General features: G+C 65.8%; 24 protein-coding genes and 1 tRNA gene. 6 read left to right on the top strand and 19 right to left on the bottom strand.

The window, feature by feature from the left end; translation table 11 throughout:
* Positions 1-66 precede the first annotated feature (66 nt).
* The 12 genes from GTK09_RS27780 to lptC all read right to left on the bottom strand — a co-directional run bounded on the left by GTK09_RS27780 (position 67) and on the right by lptC (position 10,754).
* Positions 67-198, bottom strand: coding sequence for a hypothetical protein (locus tag GTK09_RS27780; protein ID WP_281353349.1), 132 nt, complete (start codon positions 196-198; stop codon positions 67-69).
* A gap of 463 nt (positions 199-661) precedes the next feature.
* Positions 662-841: a DUF6538 domain-containing protein gene (locus GTK09_RS28125; protein ID WP_376767962.1), complete on the bottom strand. Its 180-nt coding sequence runs from the start codon at positions 839-841 to the stop codon at positions 662-664.
* 106 nt (positions 842-947) lie between these two features.
* Positions 948-1,022 (bottom strand) — tRNA-Gln (locus tag GTK09_RS08610).
* 322 nt (positions 1,023-1,344) lie between these two features.
* A complete protein-coding gene (gene tagH / locus GTK09_RS08605) occupies positions 1,345-2,835 on the bottom strand; it encodes a type VI secretion system-associated FHA domain protein TagH (RefSeq protein WP_163462729.1) in 1,491 nt (496 codons plus the stop codon).
* A 16-nt stretch (positions 2,836-2,851) separates the two neighbouring features.
* The gene (locus tag GTK09_RS08600; protein ID WP_163462727.1) at positions 2,852-3,508 is read right to left on the bottom strand and encodes a DUF6931 family protein; all 657 of its coding nucleotides are present in this window, start codon (positions 3,506-3,508) and stop codon (positions 2,852-2,854) included.
* Positions 3,505-5,307, bottom strand: coding sequence for a type VI secretion system Vgr family protein (locus tag GTK09_RS08595; protein ID WP_163462725.1), 1,803 nt, complete (start codon positions 5,305-5,307; stop codon positions 3,505-3,507). The genes GTK09_RS08600 and GTK09_RS08595 overlap by 4 nt, the downstream gene beginning before the upstream one ends.
* Before the next feature lie 327 nt (positions 5,308-5,634).
* On the bottom strand, positions 5,635-6,099 hold the full coding sequence (gene ptsN, locus GTK09_RS08590) for a PTS IIA-like nitrogen regulatory protein PtsN (protein ID WP_163462722.1): 465 nt from the start codon (positions 6,097-6,099) through the stop codon (positions 5,635-5,637).
* 59 nt (positions 6,100-6,158) lie between these two features.
* Positions 6,159-6,731: a ribosome hibernation-promoting factor, HPF/YfiA family gene (gene hpf, locus GTK09_RS08585; RefSeq protein ID WP_163462721.1), complete on the bottom strand. Its 573-nt coding sequence runs from the start codon at positions 6,729-6,731 to the stop codon at positions 6,159-6,161.
* A 257-nt stretch (positions 6,732-6,988) separates the two neighbouring features.
* A complete protein-coding gene (rpoN, locus tag GTK09_RS08580; protein ID WP_163462718.1) occupies positions 6,989-8,434 on the bottom strand; it encodes an RNA polymerase factor sigma-54 in 1,446 nt (481 codons plus the stop codon).
* Positions 8,435-8,626: 192 nt separating this feature from the next.
* The gene (lptB, locus tag GTK09_RS08575; RefSeq protein ID WP_203560934.1) at positions 8,627-9,400 is read right to left on the bottom strand and encodes an LPS export ABC transporter ATP-binding protein; all 774 of its coding nucleotides are present in this window, start codon (positions 9,398-9,400) and stop codon (positions 8,627-8,629) included.
* A gap of 13 nt (positions 9,401-9,413) precedes the next feature.
* Entirely contained in the window at positions 9,414-10,055 is a 642-nt protein-coding gene (locus GTK09_RS08570) for an LptA/OstA family protein (RefSeq protein WP_163462714.1), read from the bottom strand.
* 6 nt (positions 10,056-10,061) lie between these two features.
* Entirely contained in the window at positions 10,062-10,754 is a 693-nt protein-coding gene (gene lptC / locus GTK09_RS08565; RefSeq protein WP_163462712.1) for an LPS export ABC transporter periplasmic protein LptC, read from the bottom strand.
* A 312-nt stretch (positions 10,755-11,066) separates the two neighbouring features.
* On the opposite strand from lptC, the gene sppA reads away from it, so the two are divergent.
* From sppA to GTK09_RS27770, 6 genes are all read left to right on the top strand, one after another.
* Positions 11,067-12,050 (top strand): signal peptide peptidase SppA, encoded by a 984-nt coding sequence (sppA, locus tag GTK09_RS08560; protein ID WP_163462710.1) that lies wholly within the window; start codon positions 11,067-11,069, stop codon positions 12,048-12,050.
* Positions 12,051-12,149: 99 nt separating this feature from the next.
* Positions 12,150-12,431, top strand: a complete 282-nt coding sequence (locus GTK09_RS08555; protein ID WP_163462708.1) for an integration host factor subunit beta — start codon at positions 12,150-12,152, stop codon at positions 12,429-12,431.
* A 127-nt stretch (positions 12,432-12,558) separates the two neighbouring features.
* Positions 12,559-12,936, top strand: a complete 378-nt coding sequence (locus GTK09_RS08550; RefSeq protein ID WP_163462706.1) for a lipopolysaccharide assembly protein LapA domain-containing protein — start codon at positions 12,559-12,561, stop codon at positions 12,934-12,936.
* A gap of 842 nt (positions 12,937-13,778) precedes the next feature.
* Positions 13,779-14,246: an Hsp20 family protein gene (locus GTK09_RS08545; protein WP_163462704.1), complete on the top strand. Its 468-nt coding sequence runs from the start codon at positions 13,779-13,781 to the stop codon at positions 14,244-14,246.
* A gap of 293 nt (positions 14,247-14,539) precedes the next feature.
* Positions 14,540-15,157, top strand: a complete 618-nt coding sequence (locus GTK09_RS27775) for a solute carrier family 23 protein (protein WP_281353348.1) — start codon at positions 14,540-14,542, stop codon at positions 15,155-15,157.
* A complete protein-coding gene (locus GTK09_RS27770; protein ID WP_281353347.1) occupies positions 15,154-15,936 on the top strand; it encodes a uracil-xanthine permease family protein in 783 nt (260 codons plus the stop codon). The genes GTK09_RS27775 and GTK09_RS27770 overlap by 4 nt, the downstream gene beginning before the upstream one ends.
* Positions 15,937-15,973: 37 nt before the next feature.
* Here the strand turns inward: GTK09_RS27770 and GTK09_RS08535 are convergent, their stop codons facing one another.
* The 7 genes from GTK09_RS08535 to GTK09_RS08505 form a co-directional block, all read right to left on the bottom strand.
* On the bottom strand, positions 15,974-16,759 hold the full coding sequence (locus tag GTK09_RS08535; protein ID WP_163462702.1) for a HesA/MoeB/ThiF family protein: 786 nt from the start codon (positions 16,757-16,759) through the stop codon (positions 15,974-15,976).
* A gap of 4 nt (positions 16,760-16,763) precedes the next feature.
* Entirely contained in the window at positions 16,764-17,918 is a 1,155-nt protein-coding gene (gene recF, locus GTK09_RS08530; protein ID WP_246217780.1) for a DNA replication/repair protein RecF, read from the bottom strand.
* 20 nt (positions 17,919-17,938) lie between these two features.
* Positions 17,939-19,063 carry a DNA polymerase III subunit beta gene (gene dnaN, locus GTK09_RS08525; RefSeq protein ID WP_163462701.1) on the bottom strand — a complete coding sequence of 375 codons (1,125 nt, stop codon included), beginning with the start codon at positions 19,061-19,063 and terminating at the stop codon, positions 17,939-17,941.
* Positions 19,064-19,233: 170 nt separating this feature from the next.
* The gene (gene dnaA / locus GTK09_RS08520) at positions 19,234-20,805 is read right to left on the bottom strand and encodes a chromosomal replication initiator protein DnaA (protein ID WP_203560933.1); all 1,572 of its coding nucleotides are present in this window, start codon (positions 20,803-20,805) and stop codon (positions 19,234-19,236) included.
* The gene (locus tag GTK09_RS08515; RefSeq protein WP_163462700.1) at positions 20,790-21,224 is read right to left on the bottom strand and encodes a rhodanese-like domain-containing protein; all 435 of its coding nucleotides are present in this window, start codon (positions 21,222-21,224) and stop codon (positions 20,790-20,792) included. The genes dnaA and GTK09_RS08515 overlap by 16 nt, the downstream gene beginning before the upstream one ends.
* 644 nt (positions 21,225-21,868) lie before the next feature.
* Positions 21,869-22,138, bottom strand: coding sequence for a 30S ribosomal protein S20 (rpsT, locus tag GTK09_RS08510; protein ID WP_163462803.1), 270 nt, complete (start codon positions 22,136-22,138; stop codon positions 21,869-21,871).
* Between the two features lie 206 nt (positions 22,139-22,344).
* Positions 22,345-23,118 carry an enoyl-CoA hydratase gene (locus GTK09_RS08505; protein WP_163462699.1) on the bottom strand — a complete coding sequence of 258 codons (774 nt, stop codon included), beginning with the start codon at positions 23,116-23,118 and terminating at the stop codon, positions 22,345-22,347.
* Positions 23,119-23,142: the final 24 nt, after the last annotated feature.

Raw genomic sequence — 23,142 nt, 5'->3', positions numbered from 1 at the left:
GTTTCCAGCCGTCTGCTCCGTCCCGTAGGACGAAGGACTTCCCGACCTCCACTCGATGTCCAGAGGCTACCTCAGCCGGAACGGCTGGTCGAACCGCTGCATATTGTCGTGGTGCTGCTGGTAGTTGACGAGTTTGGCGAACAAGACGGCGAAGGCACCGCAGACAATGCAAACGATGAAGAAATTTCGGACGATCATGCGCGGCCTCCTGGTTGCGCGAGATGTCTATTGCCAGCCAGTCGAGGAAAGATGCAGGTTTGGTGCAGATCGCATGGAGAGTCTCGCGCACCGTAAGCGGCAGTAGTTTAGACCTGCTGCTCGGCAATTCACTGCCCTTTGCACGTCTTGACGCACGCCGGCCTTCGATGTTCCCAAAATTCGACTGAGGGTTGCGATGGGCGGAACCCGAAGGGCAGGTTTCCGACGATCACTGCTAAGGAGGTGACAGTCTCCTTCCTGCTCGTGGCCACCGCCCCGCGGATAGCTTGACCGTGCGGGAAGGCGGTGATCGGGTGTCGAACCACTGCTTGCAGTTGCTGTCGTTGTCTTCCGTTCTCACGGATGTGATCGCCCGTCGAAGTCGGCCGGAAATCTTGGATCGGCTAACGGTTGCGGAAGAGCGACTGTAGTTGCTCTCGTGTGATCTCAGGAAGTTCGCTCATCAGCAATTCGGCGGCCATACCGTCCAGACAAGCGCCAGATAGCGTGCCTCCTGAACCTCACGAGCTCGGAGACTGAGCTTAACATGCGTCAGCCCGATTCGCCCGGCGAGCCCATCTGGCAGGCGCTTGCGCCAATAGTAGACGGCGCCGCGTCGTTCGAGACCTGTCGTGATCCCCATTTCACACTCCGTGTCACACGGTTGTGTCACAGTCGTGTGTCCCATTTGGCGGAATGGCTCCCCAGCTGGAACGGATCGATCAGTATTTCAATAGCTTAGATGGGTCTGGCTGGGGCGGCAGGATTCGAACCTGCGAATGGCGGCACCAAAAGCCGCTGCCTTACCACTTGGCGACGCCCCAATGGCTCGAATGGCCGTGGGCCGGTCTCATACCGGCTTGTGCCGCGCCATGCAATGCGTCCCGTGAGGCTATGGTGGTATACGGTTCGGCGATTTTCTTCGTCGGGAGCGAGGGGGACCTGCTCGCGGGGGACGTTTCGGTTCTGCGGGAGTCGCGCCATGACGGGGGACCCTGGCCCCGAGGCTTGGCACATGGCACGAAGATGGCGAAGTGACGATCCGCCGGTGCAGCGGTGCCGACAAGTCGGGCAGGGGGTGCGAGCGGCTTTCGCTTCGCCGGTAGCCCTCCCGGAAATATCGATTCCCGCTTTTCCAATCATGCGCTATCCGCGCCGACGCGCCCGGGCGCCGTCGTCGTAGCTCTCCCGGAAATACTGCAGGAAGACGTCGAGCATGCCGTGCTCGAAGGGTTCCGTCTTGGCGTCCCAGCGGTTGACGAAGACGTCCCAGGCCTGCGCCTTCTTGGAGAACGGCACGACCGAAGTCGGTACCCGCGCCATGACCGCTTCGGGCGAAAGGTCGTCGATCAGCCGCTTCAGGGCCTTCTGCATGGCCGCGAAGGTGATCAGTTCGTGTTCGGAAAGATCGCGGAAGGCTTCCTCGAAGCTCTCCTGCGCCGACAGGTAGTCGTGCCCCGCGCTGCCGAACATCCTGGTGAGAGCGGCCTCGGCCGTCGGCGAGAATTTCAGCGGGTTGTTGCCGGCGGCCTCGATCGTCGTGCGATCGGCGCTGCGGGTGAGGGTCTTCGCCTTGGCTCGCATCTTCAACAGATCGCCGACGCCCTTTGCGACGACGCCGAGAAGCACACCGATCTCCCGGGCGGCGTCTTTCGGCGGGCGCTTGGCGAAGGCGCCGGGATCGAGGCCCGCCGCCAAGGCGATCGCCGAAAGCAGCGTGTCGGCATCGGTTCCCGCGGGCGAGGCGAGGCGTTGCGCCGAGCCTGCCATGTCCGGCGGGGCAGCCGGTCTCGGCGGCATGTCCTGCCAGGCGATGGGTCGCGGATCGGGCGGCGTCGCCGCGAGGCTGCGACGGTCGCCCGCCGGTCGCGGCCACGCGGCAGCGGCGGGCATGGACGGCGGCTCGGGGGAGGGCGCCGGTGCGTTGATCTCGAACGGATCGTCGTCGCTTTCGCCGCGAGGCGGGGATCGATCGAATTCCTCGTTGGCCTCATGCCGCTCCCCGGGAAAAGCCTCGACCCCGCTCCTTGGGGCCGGTCCATCGGGAGGGCTCGACCAGTCGGGAGACGATCCGCCGGCCGGTCCGGCCGGTGCCCCGGCCGCTCCCTGCACGTCGAAGCTGAAGGCCTCCTGCTCGAAGGCCGGCGGGTTCGGCCGGCGCGGCGGTTGCAGGTCGACCGGCGGCGCGACGGGTCCGTCGATCGCCCAAGGGTTCCCCATTGCCGCGCCATTGCCTTCAAGGGGCGGAGGGAGCGGCTTGCCGCGCCCCGGGCCGGCGGGAAGGGAGAGAGGAGACGGCCCCTCGTCCCAGCCGCCGCTGCCAGCCTCGATCCTGACCGCGAGGACGTAGTGGCCGATCTGGATGCGGTCGCCGGTCTCGAGCCGCTTCGGGCGGGCGAGGCGGCTGTCCGAGCCGTTGACGAAGGTGCCGTTGGTGGAATGGTCGATGAGGAGAAAGCCGCCGCCTTCGAAGCGCACCTCGCAGTGGCGGCTGGAGATCATGCGTTCGGGATCGGGCAGCACGAAGTCGCGCGGCGGCTCGCGGCCGATTTCGAAGGAGCGGTCGGTGGCGGAAAACCCAGTCGGTCCGCCATTGTCCAGCCTGTCGAGATTTTCGACGACGAGTTCGATGCGCATGCTCCACCTGCTCCTCTCACCGCTGCGGCGGAAGGTCTTCGCCGGCGACGATCGCTGCCGCGATGCGCCGCGCGAAGGTGACGAATTCGTCAAGCGTCGCGGCGCGTGCGGCAATCTCGCTCCGGGCGAGGAGACCGAGAATGCCGGCGTTGATCGCCCGCGGAGTGGCGAAGGCAGGCGCCGACACCTCCGGCAGTCCCGGCGTCGAAATGCTGCCCGAGCTCCAGCCGAGACCGAGAGAGATCCAGACGGCCGGGCTCCGCGGCCGCGATGCCTCGGCGATGGCGAGGATCTCCCGCCGCAGCACCTCGCGGTTGAGATCGCCCCAAGATTCGGCGAGCCACGCCGCGATCAGTGCCACGAGGCGGGCGTCGGACCGGCCGTCCGTCGGCGGACGCGCCGCAAGGCAGCGATGGCCCCAGGCGACGGCCGCGGCCGGCGGCAACAGATAGGCGCAGAAGGTCACGGCTTCCTCCGGGGTGGTGGAGGACATCAGCCGGGCGAGAAACTGCGGGCTGGTCTCGCCGCCGGGCCGGGCCCGCATGTCGTCGGCTATGGCGGGACTTGCCGAAAACACGTCCCGGGCCAGGATCGCCAGGTCGGGACGCCGCGTCCCCGGCAGATTTCCGCCGGCCCCGTCGGAGGTAAGGCTCGCTTGGCGGGGCTCGATCATGTGTTGATCTTCACCAGGGCGCCCTTGATGTCCATCGTCATCCCGGCCTGGTGCTCCGAGTTCAAGCCCGCTTTCGAGGTGAATTCCTGCGATGCTCTGATCTCGACGTTCGGCGACTGGATGATGATCGACTGGCCCTCCATGACGATGGAACTCGCGCCGACCCGAAGCGTGATGCGCCGGCCGGCGGTGACGGTGAGGTCCCGGCCGACATCGAGCGTGTCGTCGTGGCCGATGCCGCTCGTGCGGTCGTTCAGTACCTGGCGGCGTTCGTTGTTCAAGACCTTCGCCTCGAGATCGTGCTGGGCGTGCAGGCGGACCAGCTCGTCGCCGCTGGTATCGTCGATGGCGAACTCGTTGTAGCCCCCGCCGCCGACCGTCGAGTTGGATTTCCACCCGGCGATGGTCTTCTTGTCGTCGAGCGGGTAGGGCGGCTCGTTGTCGCCGTTGTAGACGCAGCCGGTGACCACCGGCCGATCCGGATCGCCGTCGAGAAATTCGACGATCACCTCCATGCCCACCCGGGGAATGAAGATGGCGCCGAAGCCCTTGCCGGCCCAGACCTGGGTCACCCGGCAGCGCATCGACCGGTCCCCCTGGCGGTCCCAGTGGAACCTGACGAGGATGCGGCCGTGCTCGTCGCAGTCGATCTCGCCTTTGCCGACCACCTTTGCCGTCTGCGGCCCGGGCGCTCTGGGTCGGGGCGTCGCACAGAGCGGCAGGAAGGGGATGTCGGCGGGAAGGACGGTGTAGGCGCCCTCGTAGGAATCCTCGCCTCCCGAGGCGCCGCTGATATAGTCCTCGGCCCGGTAGTGGTGGCTCGCCGCCAGCGTCAGATATTCGCGGTTGAGCGAGCCGGTCGGATGGTTGGCGAGGGTGACGAGGTGGCCGGGCGAGAGGCTCATGCAGTCGCCTTCCATCGTCATCTGCCGGTCGAGCGCGCGCGTCGCCTCGATCCTGGCGCGCGCCAGATCCTCGCCGGCCCCCCGCTCGGTATAGCGGCCGGGGAAGCGGTAGACCTCGAGGTCGCCATGGGCAAAATCGCTGTCGCCCCGGCGCTCCGACCTGAGGTCGGCACCGGGTTTCTTGAAGTCGTAGTCGTTCAGCGTGGTGCGGCCGTGGGTGAAGCGCCGTCCGGCGACGATGCGCGAGAGATGCTCCTCGGGGCGCCGGTACTGGCGATCGAGCGGATAATAGTTGCGGACGGAGCCCGGCACCGGATCGTAGCCGGAAATGCCGTCCGCCATGACCAGCGTGTGTTCCCCGCGGCCGTGCCTGAAATAATAGGCGATGCCGTGCGCTTCCATGAGCCGGCGGCAGAAGTCGAGATCGCTCTCCTCGAACTGCACCGTGTATTCCAGCGTCGGATAGGATCTCGTCAGCCGCTTTTCGAATCGGGCGAGGCCGCCATGGGCGGAAAACACCTTCGAGACGATGTCGGGCGCCGTCATCTCGTGGAAGATCAGCCGGTCGACGCGGTGGCCGAGGAGTTCGAACCAAGGCCTCAGGGTCAACTGGTAGCGATAGGCGCCTTCTTCCGCACCGAGCCATTCGGCATCCGTGAGGATGCCGTCGAAGAAGCGGACGCCGTCGCGGATCGTGTTGAGGCGAACGGTCGAATGTTCGCCGATCGCCGCGGAAAAATCGAGATCGGGCTGTTTCGACAGGGCGTCGACCCGCAGATCGAAATTTTCGCTGACCGCTTCCGTCCCGGTCAGCCGGTGGAGAACCAGAACGTCTTCGCCGAACGGCGTCGTCAATTCGCCGATACGTGTCTGTTGCAGAAGCGATCCGCTCATCGAAGCCGTGTCGTCCCTCTCCGTTCCGAGGATCGCCGGAAACGCCACCGGCACCGATCCCGCGACGGCTTTCCGGCGAGAGGCCATCCGGCCGCGGGGCCGACCGGCGCAGCCTAGCAAAGAAGACGGCCGATCCACAACCTATATGTGCATCATCCGAAATATGCTCGCAAATCGAGATGGACGCCGTGTGACTGGCGAAACGCCTCGGCGAGAAAGGTCGGGAGGACGGCAGCTGCCCGGGTGAGGTGTCGCAGCCGCAATCAACGGCTTGCGGCCTTCGCCGCCATTCTCTCGCGTCGACCGCGCGGCGCGAGGGGCGCCGGCTTACGCGGCGTTCTGGGCCATGGCGCTGGTCATCAGCGCGTAGATGGCGCTGCCGTCGCGCGTCGCGCGGATCTCGTCGACGATGTCGCGGTTGCGCAGCAGTCGGGCGACCTTCGACAGGGCCTTGAGGTGATCTGCGCCCGAGCCCTGAGGGGCGAGAAGCAGGAACACGATGTCGACCGGCTGGTCGTCAAGAGCGTCGAAATCGACGGGCCGCGAGAGGCGGGCAAACAGGCCGACGATGCGGTCGAGCTCGCCGAGCTTGCCATGCGGAATGGCGATGCCGTTGCCGACGCCGGTCGAGCCGAGCTTTTCGCGACCCAAGATGGTCTCGAAAATCTCGCGCTCGGAAATGCCGGTGATCTCGGCGGCCTTGCCGGCCAACTCCTGCAAGACCTGCTTTTTCGAGTTGGCCCGCAGATCGGGCATGATCGCGCCGGGGTCAATCAGCGTATTGACATCCATCGAAGACCAGCCTTCTCGCTTCAGGCACGTCACCCTAGAGGGCGGAGCTTATCGCGCCGTTACGATTCCCGCGAGTAGTTCGACGGATCGACCCAGCCATAATTGCCGTCAGCGCGGCGGAAGACGATGTTGAGGTCGCCCGAATTGGCGTTCCGGAACAACACGAAAGGGCTGTCCTGCCGATCGAGTTCCATCACCGCACCGGCAACCGAGTGGGTGCCGACCTTGAGGGTGGTCTCGGCGATGATGGCGGGGGCGTAGTCGGCCGGAACTTCTTCCGCTTCCTCGGGGATCGCCGCCATGACCTGATAGGCCATCTCGCGGTGGCTGTTGTTCTGATGGTCCTTCAGCCGCCGCTTGTAGCGGCGCAGCCGCTTCTCGATCCGCTCGGCGGCGCCGGCAAAGCTTGCTTCGGGATCGTGGGCCTCGCCAGCTGCCTGGAACACGACGCCGGTATCGAGATGGACCGTGCAGTCCGTGGCAAAGCGGCTGCTGCCTTCCTTCGAGACGACGACGGTACCGGAGAAATTGCCGTCGAAATATTTGTCGACCGCTTCGCCGAGGCGCTCTTCGATGCGCTGGCGAAAGGCTTCGCCGACATCCATGTGCTTTCCCGATACGCGCAAGGCCATTCCATCTCTCCTATCCTTCGCCGTCGCCCCGTCGACGCTTCGGTCGACCGGGACGCGGCGCTTCCGAGGGCGGCGCCGACGCGCCGAAGCGCCTGCCCGGCACCGAGCAAAGCCGCACCCGGAAGTGCGGCCTTCTAGAAACGTCGCTCGGACCTGTCAACGCGGCCGGCTCCCGAACCAGCTAGATATGGCTCGGACCGTCACAATGGAAGCCGAAGCCCGGATGGATTTCGAGGAAGGGGACGGCGAGGCCGGGCTCAGGAGGCGAGCCGGCGGGCGTTCATCTCCCGCCGACGCTGGATCGAGGAGGCAATGCCGAGCGCTTCGCGGTATTTCGCCACCGTCCGCCGGGCCAGATCGATCCCTTCCTTCTTCAGGATGGCGGCGATGTCGTCGTCGGACATGACCTTGTGGACGCTCTCGGAATCGACCAGCATCTTGATGCGGTGCTTGACGCTCTGAGCCGAATGAGCGTCGCCGCCATTGGCCGAGGCGATCGCCACGGTGAAGAAGAATCGCATCTCGAAGGTACCGCGGGGCGTCGCGATGTATTTCTGCGCGGTGACGCGGCTGACGGTCGATTCATGCATGCCGATGGCTTCGGCGACGGACATCAGCGTCATCGGCTTGAGACCGCCGACCCCGTGGGTGAGGAATCCGTCCTGCCGGCGGACGATCTCCGTCGCGACCTTCAGGATGGTCTTGGCGCGCTGATCGAGTGCCCGCACGAGCCAGTTGGCCGATTGCTGGCATTCCGACAGAAAGCTCGCGTCCTCGCCCTTCAGCGCGCCGCCGCGGACGGCGGCGAGGTAGCTGTTGTCGACGATCACGCGCGGCAAAGCGTCGGAATTGAGCTCCACCAGCCAGCCGCCGTCGATCGCTTCCGTGACGAAGACGTCCGGCACGATCGCCTCGGTTCCGTCGTGGTCGAAGGCATGGCCGGGTTTCGGATCGAGGGCCCTGACCTCCGCCAGGATGTCCATCAGCTCCGCTTCGTCCTCGCCGGTGAGGCGGCGCAGGGTGGAAAAATCCCGCCGGGCGAGCAGGTCGAGATTCTGCAGCACCACCGCGATGACGGGGTCGTAGCGGTTCTTCCGTCTCAGCTGGATGGCGAGGCATTCCGAAAGGTCGCGGGCAAAGAGGCCGGCCGGCGAGACCTCGCCCTGCAGCTTGGCGATCGCGGCCGCGACGGCTTTCGGGCACTCGCCGAGGCTCGCCGCAACGTCCTGCTCGGTGATCCGCAGGTAGCCGCTTTCGTCGAGATGCTCGACCAGGACGGCTCCGATCCGCTGCGACGCCCGGTCGACGAGAATGTCGGCGACTTCCTTCGACGCGTGCTGGTGCAGCGAGATGCGGCGGTCGGCGAGATCCTCGATGCTGAAGTCGCCGTCGCCCGATCGCCCTCGCTCGGAGCCCGACCGTGGCGCGGAGGCCGGGCGGTTCGCCGGATCGCTCTTGGTCGAGGCGAGGCTCGGCGCGGCCGTGCCGGCCTCTGGCCCGGCAGCCGGCGCGGCAACGCTTCGCGAAGGCTCGCCTTCCGGGCCGGCGCCCTGGACGAGCAGTGGGTTGCACTCCATCTGGGTGTCGACGAAAGCCTGCAGTTCGGTGGTGCTGTATTGCAAGAGACGGATCGACTGGAGCAGCTGGGGCGTCATCACCAGCGACTGCGACTGTCGGATCTGCAGCTTTGCGGAAAGTGCCATTTACGCCGATCGAACTCGCTGTGAACCGGGCGTGACGCGGCGTCGTGCCATTGTCACGCGGCGACGTGCGAAGGTTCCAGGAAAAGGCGCAACGACCTCTCCCAAGCCTCAGCGCCGCCATCAAAGCGGTTGAGGTCATGGCTTGTCAATCGACGATGTCGCCGTCCGTCCCGGTGAGTGGCGCTGGGGAACTCAGAAGCTGAATTGCTCACCGAGATAAAGCCTGCGCACGTCGCGATTGTCGACGATCGCCTGGGGGGTGCCGTGCGTCAGGACGGAGCCGGCGTGCATGATGTAGGCGCGGTCGATCAGGCCGAGCGTCTCCCGGACGTTGTGATCGGTGATGAGCACGCCGATGCCGCGCGCCGTCAGGTGACGCACGAGGCCCTGGATGTCGGCGACGGCAATCGGATCGACACCTGCGAAGGGCTCGTCGAGCAGCATGAAGGTCGGCTTGGAAGCGAGCGCCCGGGCGATTTCGCATCGCCGTCTCTCGCCGCCGGATAGCGACGTCGAGGCCTGCTTGCGCAGGTGCGAGATGTGGAACTCCTCGAGCAGCTCGTCGAGTTCGGCCTCCCGCAGCTTCTTGTTGGGCTGCGCCACCTCAAGCACCGCCCGGATGTTGTCCTCGACCGAGAGGCCGCGGAAGATCGAAGCTTCCTGCGGCAGATAGCCGATGCCGAGACGGGCGCGCCTGTACATCGGCACCTTGGTGATGTCGTGGCCGTCGAGCCCGATCCGTCCGGTGTCGACCGGTATGAGCCCGGTGATCATGTAGAAGCAGGTGGTCTTGCCGGCGCCGTTCGGCCCGAGCAGGCCGACGGCTTCGCCGCGGCGCACCACCAGCCCGACGTCGTCCACCACCCGGCGGCCGCGATAGGTCTTTGTCAGGCCTGCTGCGACCAGCGTCCCATCGAACCGACCGGCGCTGGAGGCCTCGCCCTCGGGCTGCGAACGAACGTTCAAGCCTTCGCCCTCTCTAGCGCGCCTGACCGGAGCCACTCTGGCCCGGCGTCAGCATCAGACGAACGCGGCCGCCTCCTGCCGTGTTGCCACATTGCGTGCTTTCCAGCTTGGCGACGCCGGTGTCCATGCGGATCGTCAGACGGCATCCCTCGGCGACGTTTTCGCCTTGAGTGAGGACGACGTTGCCGGTCAGGGTGACGAGATTCTGCGCCATGTCGAATGACGCCTGGTTGGCCGTGGCGACCTGGCTGGAGGACTTCACATAGACGTTGTTGGTCGCCTCCAGCCGGTCGATCTGGCTGGAGCCGCCCGGAAGCGAGCCCGGCTCAGACTGGGCGGCGGCGTCGCCGCTCGCCTTATTCGCCGCGTTGCCGTTTCTCTTGTAATAGACGATCAGCTTGCCGGCGCTCAGCTGCACCTCGCCCTGCTTCACCGAGACGTTGCCCGAGAAGGTCGCGACGGTGTTCCGGTCGTCGATGTCGAGCTGGTTGGACTCGATCGCGATGGGCTGGTCGCCGCGAAGCTGCAGGCCGGTGAAGGTCTGCCTCGCGCCGCCCTCGCTCTGGGCCGCCACGGGGCCGCTCAGCGCCATCACGACGGCGACGGCAATGGCCTTTGCGGAGAGGGCCTTTGCGGAGAAATTCTGAGAGCTCATGCTCTGTCACTCTTTCGGCTGGAAAGCGGAAGCCTCGCTCTTCAGCGAGGCCGGGTTGATCAGCATTTTCACGCGGCCGCCGAAGGACAGGAACTGACCGCCGTCGGAAACCTTCAAACTCTGCGCCTCGATCGTCTGCGTCCCCGACTTGATCAGCACCGGGCCTCTTCCGTCCATCGTTCCCGACGACAGATCGATGTCGGCGCCGGCGAGTCGAACCGAGATTCCGCTGGTCGTCTTGACGGAGATGCCCTGGCTCAGCTGCAGCGTTCCGACCGTGGCGTCGTAGTAGCCGGACTCGGAGCGGATGTCAGCCGTGACATCGTCGTCGATCGGGACCGTGGCCTGAATGGCGTCGAGGGTGATGCCGCCGCCGTCGAGCGACTGCACCGCGCGGCTCGCGATGAGCTGGTAGGGCCTGTTCTTGCTGTCGACGCCGGACATGCGCGGGTCCTGCATGACCACGCTGCCGTCGTCGATTGCGGTGCTCGTCACCGAAACGTCGTCGGTCACGCTGCGGGCCAGCCAAATGAGCACCAGACCGCCGAGAAGGATCACCGCGGCCACGACGGGCAGGCCGATCTTCAGCATCCGTACGAGACGGGAATGCCGTACGGCGCGCGAGAACTCGGCCTGTCTGGTCGCCGAGAATTCCGCTCGGCCCGCGTCGCCCCGGCGTGGCGGGTCGAGATCAACCATCTGTAATGTCAAGGAAACCTCTCATCGGAATCGGCTCCTCGATCCGAGTTCGAGCCGTCTTGCGAGCTGTTCTGAACCTCAAGGCGGCGCTCTTTAGCATCAATCAACGTGTTTTGCGACAGTCAATAGCACGGAAGCGACATATCGACGTGGCGACTATCGGCCTTCCGTGTCCTGGCGAAGGCCATTGCAGGTTTCCTCCGTCCCGATCCGCGTCGCCGCCCGCCCCGATCTCACATTCGAACTTCACAGGTGCCGTGCTTTTCGCTAGCCAACTGTCTGGTGAGACGAGGTAATGGAACGGAGAGCGGAATGGTCAATGTGGCCGGCGAGTTGATCGATCGTCGCCGACTTCGGCGCAGACTGAGCTTCTGGCGCATCACGGCCGTGGCGATCGCCGTCGTGGCCCTGATCGCCGTGCCCTTTCTCGTCGGGATTCCGAGCGCCTTCGACGGTCGGTCGTCCGATCAGATCGCCCGGGTCTCGATCGAGGGGATGATCCTCGAGGATCGCAAGCTCCTGGAGCTCCTCGACGAATTGAAGGACGACGACAACGTCAAGGCGGTCGTCATGCGCATCGATTCACCGGGCGGCACGACGGCGGGCGGAGAATCGATCTATCAGGCGGTGCGAGCGGTGGCGCAGAAGAAGCCCGTCGCCGCGCAGGTCGGGACGCTGGCCGCCTCGGCGGGCTACATGATCGCTGCCGGTACGGATCACATCGTCGCCCGGCGCACCTCCATCGTCGGGTCGATCGGGGTGATCTTCCAGTATGTGAACGCCGAGAAGCTCCTCGCTACGGTGGGCGTCGAGGTCAACGCCATCAAATCCGCGCCGCTGAAGGCCGAGCCATCGCCCTTCGGACCGCCGCCGCCGGGCGCCGAGGACATGATCCGCCGCCTGGTGATGGACACCTACGACTGGTTCGTCGGGCTGGTCGCCGAGCGGCGCGGCATCGCGCCCGGAGAGGCGCGGCGGCTGGCCGACGGATCGATCTTCACCGGCCAGCAGGGCCTTGGTCTCAAGCTCGTCGACGAGATCGGCGGCGAGGAGGCGGTGCGTCGCTGGCTGGAGACGGACAAGAAGATCCCGGCCGGACTGAAGTTCGTCGATCGCAAGCCGGAGGATGATTCCTCCTTTTCCCTGCTCGGCTCCGCTCGCTCGCTCGCCTATGAGATCGTCGGCCTCGACTTGCGGGCCGGAAATCTCCCCTCGGCGCTGATGATGAAGGCGGGACAGCTTGACGGGCTCGTATCGCTCTGGCAGCCTTTGAGTAGCCGCGCAAATGTTCAGTGAAGCCTCGGAATTCTTTATAAGTTTTGCCGACGTACCGCAGCGGTGGGGGACAAGGACATCGTCTGCCCGCTGCGGCGTTTTGCATGAGGGATATCGCGAATGATCAAGTCCGAGCTCGTCCAGGCCATCGCCAACCGCAATCCGCATCTTTATCAGCGGGACGTCGAGACGATCGTCAACGCCATTTTCGACGAGATCACCGAGGCTCTGTCCGACTCGAACCGCGTCGAACTGCGCGGCTTCGGCGCCTTCTCGGTGAAGAACCGGCCGCCGCGCTCGGGCCGCAACCCGCGCACCGGCGAAGCCGTCTCCGTCGAGGAGAAGTGGGTGCCGTTCTTCAAGGCCGGCAAGGAATTGCGCGAAAGGCTGAACCGCAAGTGACGTCGATGGCGCATTTGCCGGCTCGGACGGCGACGAGAATGCGCCCGGCGCGTTGACGCGGCCCGCCCTTCTGCCATCTTATGCCTCCTGCGTCGCCGCGCGCCCTGACCAGCCTGGACGAAGAGACATGATCGCCAAAATCACCGCCGCCATCGTTCTCCTGCCGATCACCATCGTGCTCGTGGTGTTCATGGTGGTCAATCGAGGCGACGTCACGGTCAGCCTCGATCCGTTCGGCAGCATTCCGCAGCTCAGCTTCGACGTGTCCCTGTCCATCCTCATGATGGGCGCAGTCATCTTCGGTCTCGTTCTCGGCGGCATCGGGACGTTTCTGAGCCAGAACCACCACCGCCGGGCCTCCTACAAGCGCAAGCACGAGATCGAGCGGCTGCAGCGCGAAACCGGCAAGAAGGACGAGCGCATCCGCATGCTGGAGGAGGATCGGGCTGCTGCGACGACCGGGACGGGCTCGAGAGCCCTCGTGCCGGCTGCGCGCGCTGCCTGAAGGCCTGGGACACCTGAGGTCGAAGGAAGGACCGGCCCAGCGAGGCCGATCTGCCCGCATCCGCGATCTGGACCTGCCGGCGAGACGAGCAGGCGAGGGCCGCGAGGCTTGACTGGACGGCGGACGCCTACGCTTCAGACGTCTTGTCCGGCTTCGTCAGCAGTCGCCCATGCCAAGCAAGGTCGGCGTGGAAGAACGGCCGCAAAGCGAGAAGCTTCGTCATCCCGGCCATCGAGCCTGGATCCATTCCTCAGCGGCGAAGCGGCCTGATGCTTTGACCCATTCTGCGACGTCGTTGTGCCGCGCGAGTCGCGGGCCGCACCGCAGATGATGAGATTTGTGAATGCGGTAGCGGCAGACGCCGAGGGACGGCGGCGAGACGTCACCAAAAACGCGTCTTCAGCAAAAAAAAGAGACCGGGAGCCCCGTCTTCAAGACTCCCGGTCGAGCGGCCACAGTGGAAGGGACGGGACACTGCGACCGTTTCTCACCGCCGATTGTGAAAGACGGTTGGCGGCGGAGCGGCAGATCGTGGTGTTGGTTGACGACCGGCTGCTCCATGCCGTGGAACATCGCACCAGCCCCCTGAACGGGGCCGGAAGCCGCCGTTCATCTACCGTTCAGGGTGCAGCCCCGGTTGCCCGGCCGTTCCGGCACGGGCGCAGAGCGAGCTGCGACGTCGCCAAAAAATTTTGCCGGCTTCGAATTCTCTCTTGAACCGCCCAGCAGGCGCGACCAATTCTTCGGTGCGGCCGCTGGAAAGGGCCGCAGGACCGAAGCAACGCCAGACGGGTTGCTCGATCGGTCATGGACGAAACTTGTTGCTTCCTATGGAGAACATCATGCGTCACGTTGATTTTGCCCCCCTCTATCGTTCCACCGTCGGCTTCGACCGCCTCGTCTCGATGCTCGACGGGCTGTCCCAGCCCGACAACGGCCAGACCTATCCGCCCTACAACATCGAACGCACCGGCGAGAACGCCTACCGCATCACCATGGCGGTCGCGGGCTTCGACGAGACCGAGCTTTCGATCGAGTCGCGTGAGAACACGCTGACCGTGAAGGGCGAGAAGGCCGAGAAGGAAGACGGCGCGAGCGAGACCCTCTATCGCGGCATCGCCGGCCGCGCCTTCGAGCGGCGCTTCCAGCTCGCCGAGCATGTCGAGGTCCGGGGCGCCAGCTTGAAAAACGGCCTCCTTCACGTCGATCTCGTCCGGATCATTCCGGAGGCGATGAAGCCGCGCAAGATCGAGATCGTCTCGACCGCCGGCAACGCCAACGAGAAGCAGATCGAGGCCGCCGCGGCCTGAGGCCGCACGACAGCCTGCGCTTGCCGTTCGGCGCCCGCGTCGTCGCAAGCACACGATATGCGAACTGCCTCGCCCCCGGCAAACACCGGGGGCGTTTCTGTTTCGATCTCATGCGAGGCGGCATCGGCGCTGAATGAGGGTGGCGAAGCTCTGATGCTTTGAGCAGCGAGGCGAATTCGGCAGTCTTGCGATCCTTGGTGAACTGGTACGCTTCCTGCTTGGCTTGTCGCTGGACGGCAAGGACGCCCATGAAGGGCTGCCCGTCCGCCCGGCTGACGCAAGTGGAGGCATCGATGCGCGAAAAGACGGCAGCGCCGCTTGGCACACTGATTTACAAGCTCGACGACGTGCCGCCGCCGGGGCCGGCGACGCTGGCTGCGGTCCAGCACATCCTCGCGGCGATCGTCGGCATCGTCACGCCGACCTTGATCATCGGCGGGGTGCTGGGGCTGGGCGCCGAGGTTCCCTATCTCATCGCCATGTCGCTGTTCGTCTCGGGCGTTGCCACCTTCATCCAGTGCCGGCGGATCGGCCCGGTCGGCTCCGGCCTCCTCAGCCTGCAGGGCACGAGCTTCGCCTTTCTCGGCGCGGTCCTCGCGGCGGGCTTCGCCGTCAAGGGACGGGGTGGCACGCCCGAAGACATCCTGGCGATGATCTTCGGCCTCTGCCTCGTCGGCTGCCTCGTCGAGATCGCGCTCTCCCAGTTCATCGGCAAGCTCGGCCGGATCATCACGCCGACCGTCACCGGCGTCGTCATCACCGTGATCGGCCTGTCGCTGGTCAAGGTCGGCTTCACCGATTTTGCCGGCGGCGCGACGGCGGGCGAGAATCTCGGCGATCCGGTCAATCTCGCCCTCGGCTTTCTCGTCGTGGCGGTGATCCTCGTCCTCAGCTTCCATTCCAACCGATGATCCGCATCTCGGCGATCATGCTGGGGCTGGTGGCGGGGTTTCTCGTCGCCCTCGTCCTCGGCAGGGTCGACGTCTCGTCCTTCGGCACCGGACCGCTGTTCGCGCTGCCGATGCCGCTGCGCTACGGCCTCGACTTCGACCTCGCGCTGTTCCTGCCGATCGCCTTCATCTATCTCATCACCGCCATCGAGACGACGGGAGACCTCACCGCCAATTCGGTGATCGCCGGCGAACCGGTGAGGGGCGATCTCTACCTGTCGCGCATCAAGGGCGGCGTTCTTGCCGACGGCGTTAATTCGGGCCTTGCCGCGCTGTTCAACACCTTCCCCAACACGACCTTCTCCCAGAACAACGGCGTCATCCAGATGACCGGCGTCGCCAGCCGCCATGTCGGCCTCTACATCGCCGGCATCCTGGTGGTGATGGGCTTCCTGCCGATCATCAGCAGCGTCTTCCTGATGATCCCCAAGCCGGTGATCGGCGGCGCGACGCTGGTTCTCTTCGGCACCATTGCCGTCGCCGGCATCCGCATCCTGGCCAGCGAGGATATCGACCGGCGCAAGGCCTATATCATGGCCGTGTCCTTCGGCCTCGGCCTCGGCGTCACGCTCGTGCCCGACGCCACCCAGCAGCTGCCGGACTTCATCCGCCAGGTCTTTGCGACGCCGATCACCCTCGCCGGCCTGTCGGCGATCGTCCTGTCGCTGGCCATTCCTGAAACCGCCATCGACGCGCCGGCGGCGCCTTCGCCGACTGTGGATGCCGTCGCGGCCGAATAGCCGTCATGCCCGTTGCGGCTTTGAGGCACCTTTCGTGTCAGGCGGTCTTGGGTCGCTTGTAGCGGATGGTCTCGAAGCGCGGGCCGAGAAGGTCGACCATCAACAGCTTGCCGATCAGCGGCTCGCCGATGCCGCAGATCAGCTTGATCGCCTCGTTGGCCGCGAGCGTGCCGAGGACGCCGGTGGTGGTGCCGAGGATTCCGGCCTCGGCGCAGGACGGCACGACGCCGGGGGGAGGGGTCTCGGGGAAGAGATCGCGGTAGCGCGGGTTCTGCCGTCCGTCCGCGTCTGTCAGATGCGGCGCCAACACGGTGAGCGAGCCGGAAAAGCGCTGCACCGCCGCCGTCACCAGCGGGATCCTTGCCGCTTCGCAGAGATCGGCCATCAGATAGCGGGTGGAAAAGTTGTCCGAACCGTCGACGACGAGATCGTAGCCCGCGACGATCTCGGGTCCGTTCTGCGCGTCGAGCCGCACCGCATGGGGCGCAAAGGCGACATGCGGATTGAGGCCGGCGACGCGCTCGCCGGCACTGTCGAGCTTCGGCCGGCCGATGTCGGAGGTGGCGTGGATCACCTGCCGCTGCAGGTTGGAGAGCGACACCGTGTCGTCGTCGGCCATGCCGATCCGCCCGACGCCGGCCGCCGCGAGATAGAGCGCCACCGGCGAGCCGAGGCCGCCGGCACCGACGACGAGCACCCGGGCAGTCTTGAGCCTCTGCTGACCGGCGCCGCCGACTTCCGGCAGTACGATGTGGCGCGCGTAGCGCTCGATCTCGTCCCGTCCGAGCGCCTGCCCCGCGGTGGGGGCCTTGGTCTGCCTCATCGTCTCATTCTCCACTCGCCCGGCCGATCGGGATCATGTTCGCCCGCCCCTCGAGCGCCTCGAACAGCGCCTCGTCCGTCCCGGTCATGAAGGCCTGGACCCCGAGCGTCGAAACGAGATCGAACAGCGCCTGGCGCCTCCCGGGATCGAGATGGGCGGCCACCTCGTCGAGGAGGAGAATCGGCCGGAAGCCCGAAACCTGCGCGACGAGTTGGGCGTGAGCGAGGACGAGACCGATCAGGAGGGCCTTCTGTTCGCCGGTCGAGGCGAGGGCGGCAGGCATGTCCTTGGCGGCGAAAAACACCGAGAGATCCGCACGGTGCGGCCCTTCACGCGTCCGGCCGGCGGCCCTGTCCAGGGAGCGTGAGCGCTTGAGACCGAGGCGTACCGCCTCTTCGGCGTCGACGGCGGGACCGGCCAGATCCACGTCCTCGAAGCCGGACTGGAGCGACAGCCGCGCGGCCGGAAACGGGCTTGCATCCGCCGCCGCGGCGATCTTCGTCGCCAGCATGTCGGCGAGTTCGGTGCGGGCGATCGCCATGGCGACGCCGAGTTCGGCCATCTGCGCCTCGAGGCCGGAGAGCCAAGCGTCGTCCATGCGGTCTTCGGAGAGGAGGCGATTGCGCGAGCGCATCGCCCGCTCGTAGTCGCTGGCGCGGCGGCCATGGGCCGGATCGATGGCGAGAACCATCCGGTCGAGAAACCGCCGGCGGTCGGCGCCAGGCCCGGTGAACAGGCCATCCATCGCGGGCGTCAGCCAGAGGACGCGGCAGATATCCAGAAGCTCGTCGGCGGTCTTCGCCGCGGTTTCGTCGATCCTGAGGGCACGGCTCGCGGGCCCGTCCGCCGTCGGATGCAGCCGCGATTCGACAAGGACCTCGCCGTCGTTCGAGACCACCGCGGCTCTGGCGAAGAACCCGCCGCTGCCGCCCTTGCGCGCCATTTCGCCATAGGTGGCGCGGCGAATGCCCCGGCCCGGCGAGAGCAGCGACAGGGCTTCGAGCAGATTGGTCTTGCCGGCGCCGTTGTCGCCGAAGAAGACGACGAAGCCGCTGTCGAAGGACAGATCGAGGGTGGGATAGTTGCGGAAGTCGCCGAGCCGCAGCCGCTCCACCCGCGTCGAGGGCAGTGGCACAGAAGACGGCGCGGTATCGCTCAAAGCCGGCCTCGCCGCTTGCCTCACACCCGCATCGGCATCAGGACGTAGAGCGTCGTCTCGTCGCCGCCGTCCCGGATCAGGGTCGGCGAGCCGGGATCGGCCAGCATGAAGACGGCGCTTTCGCCGGACAGCTGGCTGGTGATGTCGAGGAGATAGCGGGCGTTGAAGCCGATCTCGATGTCGTCTGAGCCGTATTCGACGGCGAGTTCTTCGGTCGCCGTGCCGCTGTCCGGCGAGTTCACCGTCAGCATCAGCTGGTCGGGCGACAGCGACAGCTTCACCGCCCGACCGCGTTCCGACGAAATGGTCGAGACGCGGTCGACGGCGGCCGAGAAGGTCTGCCGGTCGAGGGTGAGCGCCTTGTCGTTGTTCTGCGGGATGACCCGCTGATAGTCCGGGAAGGTCCCGTCGATCAGCTTGGAGGTCATCACCACGGCGCCGATGGAAAAGCGGATCTTCGAATCGGAGAGTTCGACCGCCACCATGTCGTCTTCGCCGCATTCGCCGAGGAGCTTCTGCACCTCGCCGACGGTCTTGCGCGGCACGATGATGCCCGGCATGCCCTCCGAGCCCGACGGCGCATTGACCTCGGCCCGGGCGAGCCGGTGGCCGTCGGTCGCAACGGCTCGCAGCGAGAGGTCGCCGTCGACCTCGACGGTGTGGAGATAGATGCCGTTGAGATAGTAGCGCGTCTCTTCGGTGGAGATCGCGAACTGGGTCCGCTCGATCAGCCGCAGGAGGTCCGCCGCCTTGAGGGAAAAATTGTGGCTGAGGCTGCCGGCGGTGATGTCGGGAAAGTCCGACTCGGGCAGGCACTGCAGGCGGAAGTTCGACCGGCCGGAGGAGATCGTCATCTGCGTCCCCTCGCCATTGGTGGCGAGCTTGACCTCGGAGCCCTCGGACAGCTTGCGGACGATGTCGTAGAGGAGGTGGGCCGGCACCGTCGTCGCGCCCGTCTCCTCGCCCATCGCCGGAACGGTTTCGGTGATTTCGATGTCGAGATCGGTCGCCTTCAGCCGCATGCCGTCGCCCTCGGTGCGCACCAGCACGTTGGACAGGATCGGAATCGTGTTGCGCCGTTCGACCACGCGGTGGACGTGCGACAGCGACTTCAGAAGGTTCGAACGCTCGATGATGATACGCATGGGGTCTGCCGTTCCATAGGTTCCGGGGACCCGACCAAGAGCCTTCCGGGACCAACGTTCTTAGAGGCTCGCTCGCGGCTTGAAAAGGGCGAAGCGGCGGGGCGGCGCGCCAAAAGCGCGCTGCACCGCCGTCTTCGGCCGCATCGGAGGCGAGGGCGCCGGTGGGCCGGCTATTCCTCGATCATCCGCCGGATCAGGTCGAGCTCGTTGGAGAACGTCTCGTCCTTGGAGCGCTCGCCTTCGATCTTGCGGACGGCATGCAGCACCGTCGTGTGGTCCCGGCCGCCGAAGCGCCGGCCGATCTCCGGCAGGGAGCGCGGCGTCATCGTCTTGGCGAGATACATGGCGATCTGGCGCGGGCGGACGATGGTCTTGGTGCGCCGCGCGGAGAGAATGTCGGTGCGCGTCACGTTGTAGTGGCGCGAGACGAACTTCAGGATGTCCTCGATCCGCACCTTCCGCTCGACATTCGCCCGGGTCAGCTGGTTGAGCAGGTCTTCCAGATGCTCGGCCGACAACGGCTGGCCGAGCGAGTGGCGAAAGGCGATCTGGTTGAAGGCGCCTTCGAGATCGCGGCCGGAGCCGATCACCCGCTTGGCGATCGTATCGATCATGTGGTCCGGCATGGCGAAGGTCGGATCCTCGGCCCGCATGGCGGCGGCGCGGCTTTCGAGGATCGCCTTCCTCATCGGGTAATCGGGAACGCCGATCTCCAGCGTGATGCCGTTGGCGAGCCGCGAGCGGACCCTCGGATCGAGGGATTCGAGATCGGCCGCCGGCCGGTCGGCGGCGCAGATCACCTGCTTGGCCGAATCGATCAGTGCATTGAGGAGGTGGCAGAACTCCTGCTGGATCGACTTGCCCTGAAGGAACTGGGTGTCGTCGATGATCAGGATGTCGATGCCGCGCAGGGTCTCCTTGAGGTCGAGGGCGCGGTTGTCGCGGATGGCGGTGGCGAAGCGCCACATGAAGTATTCGGCGGTCAGATAGACCACCCGCGGCCGGTCGGGCCGGCGGACCGCCGAATTGGCGATCGCCTGGAGGAGGTGGGTCTTGCCGAGGCCGACCGCGGCGTGGACGAAAAGCGGGTTGAAGCGCACCGAGCCGGGCCCGTTTTCCGCGATGGATCTTGCCGCCGCGAGCGCTACCCGGTTCGACGCCCCCTCGACGAAACTCTCGAAGACGTAGCGGGGATCGAGCGGCGAGCCGAATTCGGGCGAGCCCGATACGGTGAACGGCGCTTCGAGCAGCTCCTGTTCCTCGGCCACCGGCTTCTGAACGAGCCGCGCGTCGCCGGCTGCCAGGGGAACGGCCTGTTCGGCGCGTCCGCCGATTCGGCTCGAACGGATGGTGACACCGCCGCCCCGGACGGCGGAGCGAACCGCGACGTCGACGCGCAGCGTCCCGGGGACCTCGTCGGCAAAGATCTCGGTCAAGAGCTCCTGATAGTGCGACTGAATCCATGAGCGCAGGAAGGCAGTCGGCACGGAGACCTGGCAGACACCCTTGCCGAGAGTGTCGAGTTTCATGCGCTGGAACCAGCTCATGTAGATGTCCTGGCCGAGCTGAGCCTTGAGGCGCATCTTGACGCGCTCGATCACCTCCGCCCGGTCTGAGTCAACATCCGTCATCATTGCCCCGTGCTTGCCGCTCTTCATTTGCGGCGCGTTCATGGCGCCGTCGATCTTGGTTCTCGCCGGGCCCGTTGCCGCCGGGCGGGCGCGAATCATCTCTGTAGCCATGGAAGACCCTCCGCTTTCCAGCCGGCGATGGTGCCCCGGTGACCATTCTGGTCGGGGGCGCCCTCGAAGCCGTCGAGAATGTTGATGCAATGTTCGAAACCGGCCGCTGTCAGGGCACGCGCGGCCGCGACCGAGCGAACCCCTGAGCGGCAGAGGAGAAAGATCTGACCATCCCGCTTGCCCGGCCCTTCGCCGAGTGCCGCTTCGACCCGCTCGACGAAAGCCGGATCGACCGCCATCGAGGGATAGGACTGCCACTCGACCAGAACCGCCGTCTTGGCGAGCGGCGAGAGGTCGGGGATCCCGACATAGGTCCATTCCGCCGCGGTCCTCACGTCGACGAGGATTGCGGTCGGATCGTCCGCCAGCACCGACCAGCACTGCCGGACGCTCACATCGCCTTCATAGCCCTGCGCCATCGCACCTTCCCCAGAGTGAGTACAACGACAGTATCCAGCCGGCTGCCCTTCGGGCCGACTACCAACCGTCACTAAATTTCATGATAGGATTTGAGAGTCTAAAAGGCGGACGTTGCGAAGGACGTCCGCGAACCCATCACAGGACTGCTTGAAGCTCTGGATAAGTCCGCTTGTCCCCGCACTACGTCTGTCTCCGCTCTTGTCATGGCGAGAATTTACGAAACCCGAGCGGCCGGGGCAAGCCGACTCGATGGGATTCCCGGTCGACGGCAGCGCCCTTGTTGCGACTCCGACATCGCCTCCGCGCAGCCTTCCCGCCGGAACCCCTTATGCCCCTGCGGTTTGGCTCTTGCGGCTGCGCGCCTCGCACCCTCGAAAGAATAAATTTTGCGGAATTCGCGACGGGCTACTTGACTCAAAGGCTTGGCAGAAATTGGTTAGCCGGCAACGACGGTCGAATTGGCGACCTTCGGCAAGTAATTGATAAATAAGAGTCTTTTTGAACAACGTGTCAACGGCATGATGCCTCGCGACAATCTGACGCCTTCCGCGACCGAATCCTCGGCCCGTCGTCGGCGTCAAGCCTCGAATCAAAAAAGCCCGGCCGCGAGCCGAGCTTTCTCAAAGTCATCGCAGAGGAAAAATCAGGCCTCCGCGATCGCCTTCACGCGATGCGACAGGCGAGAGATCTTCCGGGAAACGGTGTTGCGATGGAAGACACCCTTGGATGCGGCGCGGCGCATCTCCGGTTCGGCATTGCGGAACGCGGCGACTGCGGCCTCCTTGTCGCCGGCGGCAATCGCCTCTTCGACCTTGCGCAGGAAGGTCCGTACGCGCGAGCGGCGGGCACCGTTGATGGCCGTGCGGCGAGCGATCTTTCGCGTCGCCTTCTTGGCCGAAGGAGTGTTGGCCATTGTCGTCTCTCTTTCCTGATCGGACCATGAAGCGCCAGCGTTCAGCAGGCTACGCAGCGCACAAAAGAACTGGGCGGCGCCCGCTAGGCACCGCCAATTGGCGCGCCTTATAAGAAAATGGCGGCGCCGCGTCAACCTTCGACGTCGTCATCGCGTCGTCATCGAGCGCCCGGGGGTGAGGGCGGAGGCGCAGGCAGGCGGGCGCTTCAGCGATTCTTGAACTGCGGCGAGCGCTTCTGCACGAAAGCCTCCATGCCCTCGCTCTGGTCCTCCGTGGCGAACAGCGCGTGGAACACCCGCCGCTCGAATCGCAGTCCTTCGGACAAGGGGACCTCGAAGGCGCGGTTGACGGCTTCCTTGGCCAGCATGACCGCCGGCAGGGAAAAATTGGCGATCTTGTCGGCGGTGCGCAGCGCCTCCTCGACGAGGTCGCTCGCCGGCACGATTCGGGCGACGAGGCCGCAGCGCTCGGCCTCCTGCACGTCCATCAGCCGGCCGGTGAGGCAGAGATCCATGGTCTTCGCCTTGCCGATCGAACGGGCGAGGCGCTGGGTGCCGCCCATGCCCGGGATGACGCCGAGGGTGATCTCCGGCTGGCCGAACTTGGCGTTGTCGGCAGCGATCACGATGTCGCACATCAGCGCGACTTCGCAGCCGCCGCCGAGGGCGTAGCCGGCGACCGCCGCGATCGTCGGCTTGCGAAAATCGCCCAGCCCCTCCCACTCGGCCCAGAGATCGGTCGTCAGGGCCTCGGGAAAGTCCAGCCCCTGCATCTCCTTGATATCGGCACCGGCGGCAAAGGCCTTTTCCGACCCCGTCAGCACCACCGCGCCGATCTTGGCATCGCTCTGGAACGTCTGCAGCGCCTGGACGATCTCGCGCATCATCTGGACGCTCAAGGCGTTCATCGACTTCGGCCGGTTGAAAGTGACGAGGCCGACACGGCCGCGGGTCTCGACTTTGATCGTCTCGTAGCTCATGGCGCTCCACCGTCTCGACATGCG

Source organism: Jiella pacifica (assembly GCF_010500815.1).
GTDB classification, from domain to species: domain Bacteria; phylum Pseudomonadota; class Alphaproteobacteria; order Rhizobiales; family Rhizobiaceae; genus Jiella; species Jiella pacifica.
Note: the sequence above shows the minus strand (reverse complement) of the source record. Positions and strands in the feature narration are given on the sequence as shown.

What these genes read in the sequence shown, in the direction of transcription:
- GTK09_RS08535 (WP_163462702.1), bottom strand. Translation starts at nt 16,759, where the DNA reads ATGAGGCAGACCAAGGCCCCCACCGCGGGGCAGGCGCTCGGACGGGAC.
- sppA (WP_163462710.1), top strand. Translation starts at nt 11,067, where the DNA reads ATGGTCAATGTGGCCGGCGAGTTGATCGATCGTCGCCGACTTCGGCGC.
- GTK09_RS08555 (WP_163462708.1), top strand. Translation starts at nt 12,150, where the DNA reads ATGATCAAGTCCGAGCTCGTCCAGGCCATCGCCAACCGCAATCCGCAT.
- rpoN (WP_163462718.1), bottom strand. Translation starts at nt 8,434, where the DNA reads ATGGCACTTTCCGCAAAGCTGCAGATCCGACAGTCGCAGTCGCTGGTG.
- rpsT (WP_163462803.1), bottom strand. Translation starts at nt 22,138, where the DNA reads ATGGCCAACACTCCTTCGGCCAAGAAGGCGACGCGAAAGATCGCTCGC.
- ptsN (WP_163462722.1), bottom strand. Translation starts at nt 6,099, where the DNA reads ATGGATGTCAATACGCTGATTGACCCCGGCGCGATCATGCCCGATCTG.
- GTK09_RS27770 (WP_281353347.1), top strand. Translation starts at nt 15,154, where the DNA reads ATGATCCGCATCTCGGCGATCATGCTGGGGCTGGTGGCGGGGTTTCTC.
- GTK09_RS08595 (WP_163462725.1), bottom strand. Translation starts at nt 5,307, where the DNA reads ATGAGCGGATCGCTTCTGCAACAGACACGTATCGGCGAATTGACGACG.
- GTK09_RS08550 (WP_163462706.1), top strand. Translation starts at nt 12,559, where the DNA reads ATGATCGCCAAAATCACCGCCGCCATCGTTCTCCTGCCGATCACCATC.
- GTK09_RS27780 (WP_281353349.1), bottom strand. Translation starts at nt 198, where the DNA reads ATGATCGTCCGAAATTTCTTCATCGTTTGCATTGTCTGCGGTGCCTTC.
- GTK09_RS08505 (WP_163462699.1), bottom strand. Translation starts at nt 23,118, where the DNA reads ATGAGCTACGAGACGATCAAAGTCGAGACCCGCGGCCGTGTCGGCCTC.
- GTK09_RS27775 (WP_281353348.1), top strand. Translation starts at nt 14,540, where the DNA reads ATGCGCGAAAAGACGGCAGCGCCGCTTGGCACACTGATTTACAAGCTC.
- GTK09_RS08570 (WP_163462714.1), bottom strand. Translation starts at nt 10,055, where the DNA reads ATGAGCTCTCAGAATTTCTCCGCAAAGGCCCTCTCCGCAAAGGCCATT.
- GTK09_RS28125 (WP_376767962.1), bottom strand. Translation starts at nt 841, where the DNA reads ATGGGGATCACGACAGGTCTCGAACGACGCGGCGCCGTCTACTATTGG.
- GTK09_RS08600 (WP_163462727.1), bottom strand. Translation starts at nt 3,508, where the DNA reads ATGATCGAGCCCCGCCAAGCGAGCCTTACCTCCGACGGGGCCGGCGGA.
- tagH (WP_163462729.1), bottom strand. Translation starts at nt 2,835, where the DNA reads ATGCGCATCGAACTCGTCGTCGAAAATCTCGACAGGCTGGACAATGGC.
- lptC (WP_163462712.1), bottom strand. Translation starts at nt 10,754, where the DNA reads ATGGTTGATCTCGACCCGCCACGCCGGGGCGACGCGGGCCGAGCGGAA.
- dnaN (WP_163462701.1), bottom strand. Translation starts at nt 19,063, where the DNA reads ATGCGTATCATCATCGAGCGTTCGAACCTTCTGAAGTCGCTGTCGCAC.
- hpf (WP_163462721.1), bottom strand. Translation starts at nt 6,731, where the DNA reads ATGGCCTTGCGCGTATCGGGAAAGCACATGGATGTCGGCGAAGCCTTT.
- dnaA (WP_203560933.1), bottom strand. Translation starts at nt 20,805, where the DNA reads ATGGCTACAGAGATGATTCGCGCCCGCCCGGCGGCAACGGGCCCGGCG.
- GTK09_RS08545 (WP_163462704.1), top strand. Translation starts at nt 13,779, where the DNA reads ATGCGTCACGTTGATTTTGCCCCCCTCTATCGTTCCACCGTCGGCTTC.
- GTK09_RS08515 (WP_163462700.1), bottom strand. Translation starts at nt 21,224, where the DNA reads ATGGCGCAGGGCTATGAAGGCGATGTGAGCGTCCGGCAGTGCTGGTCG.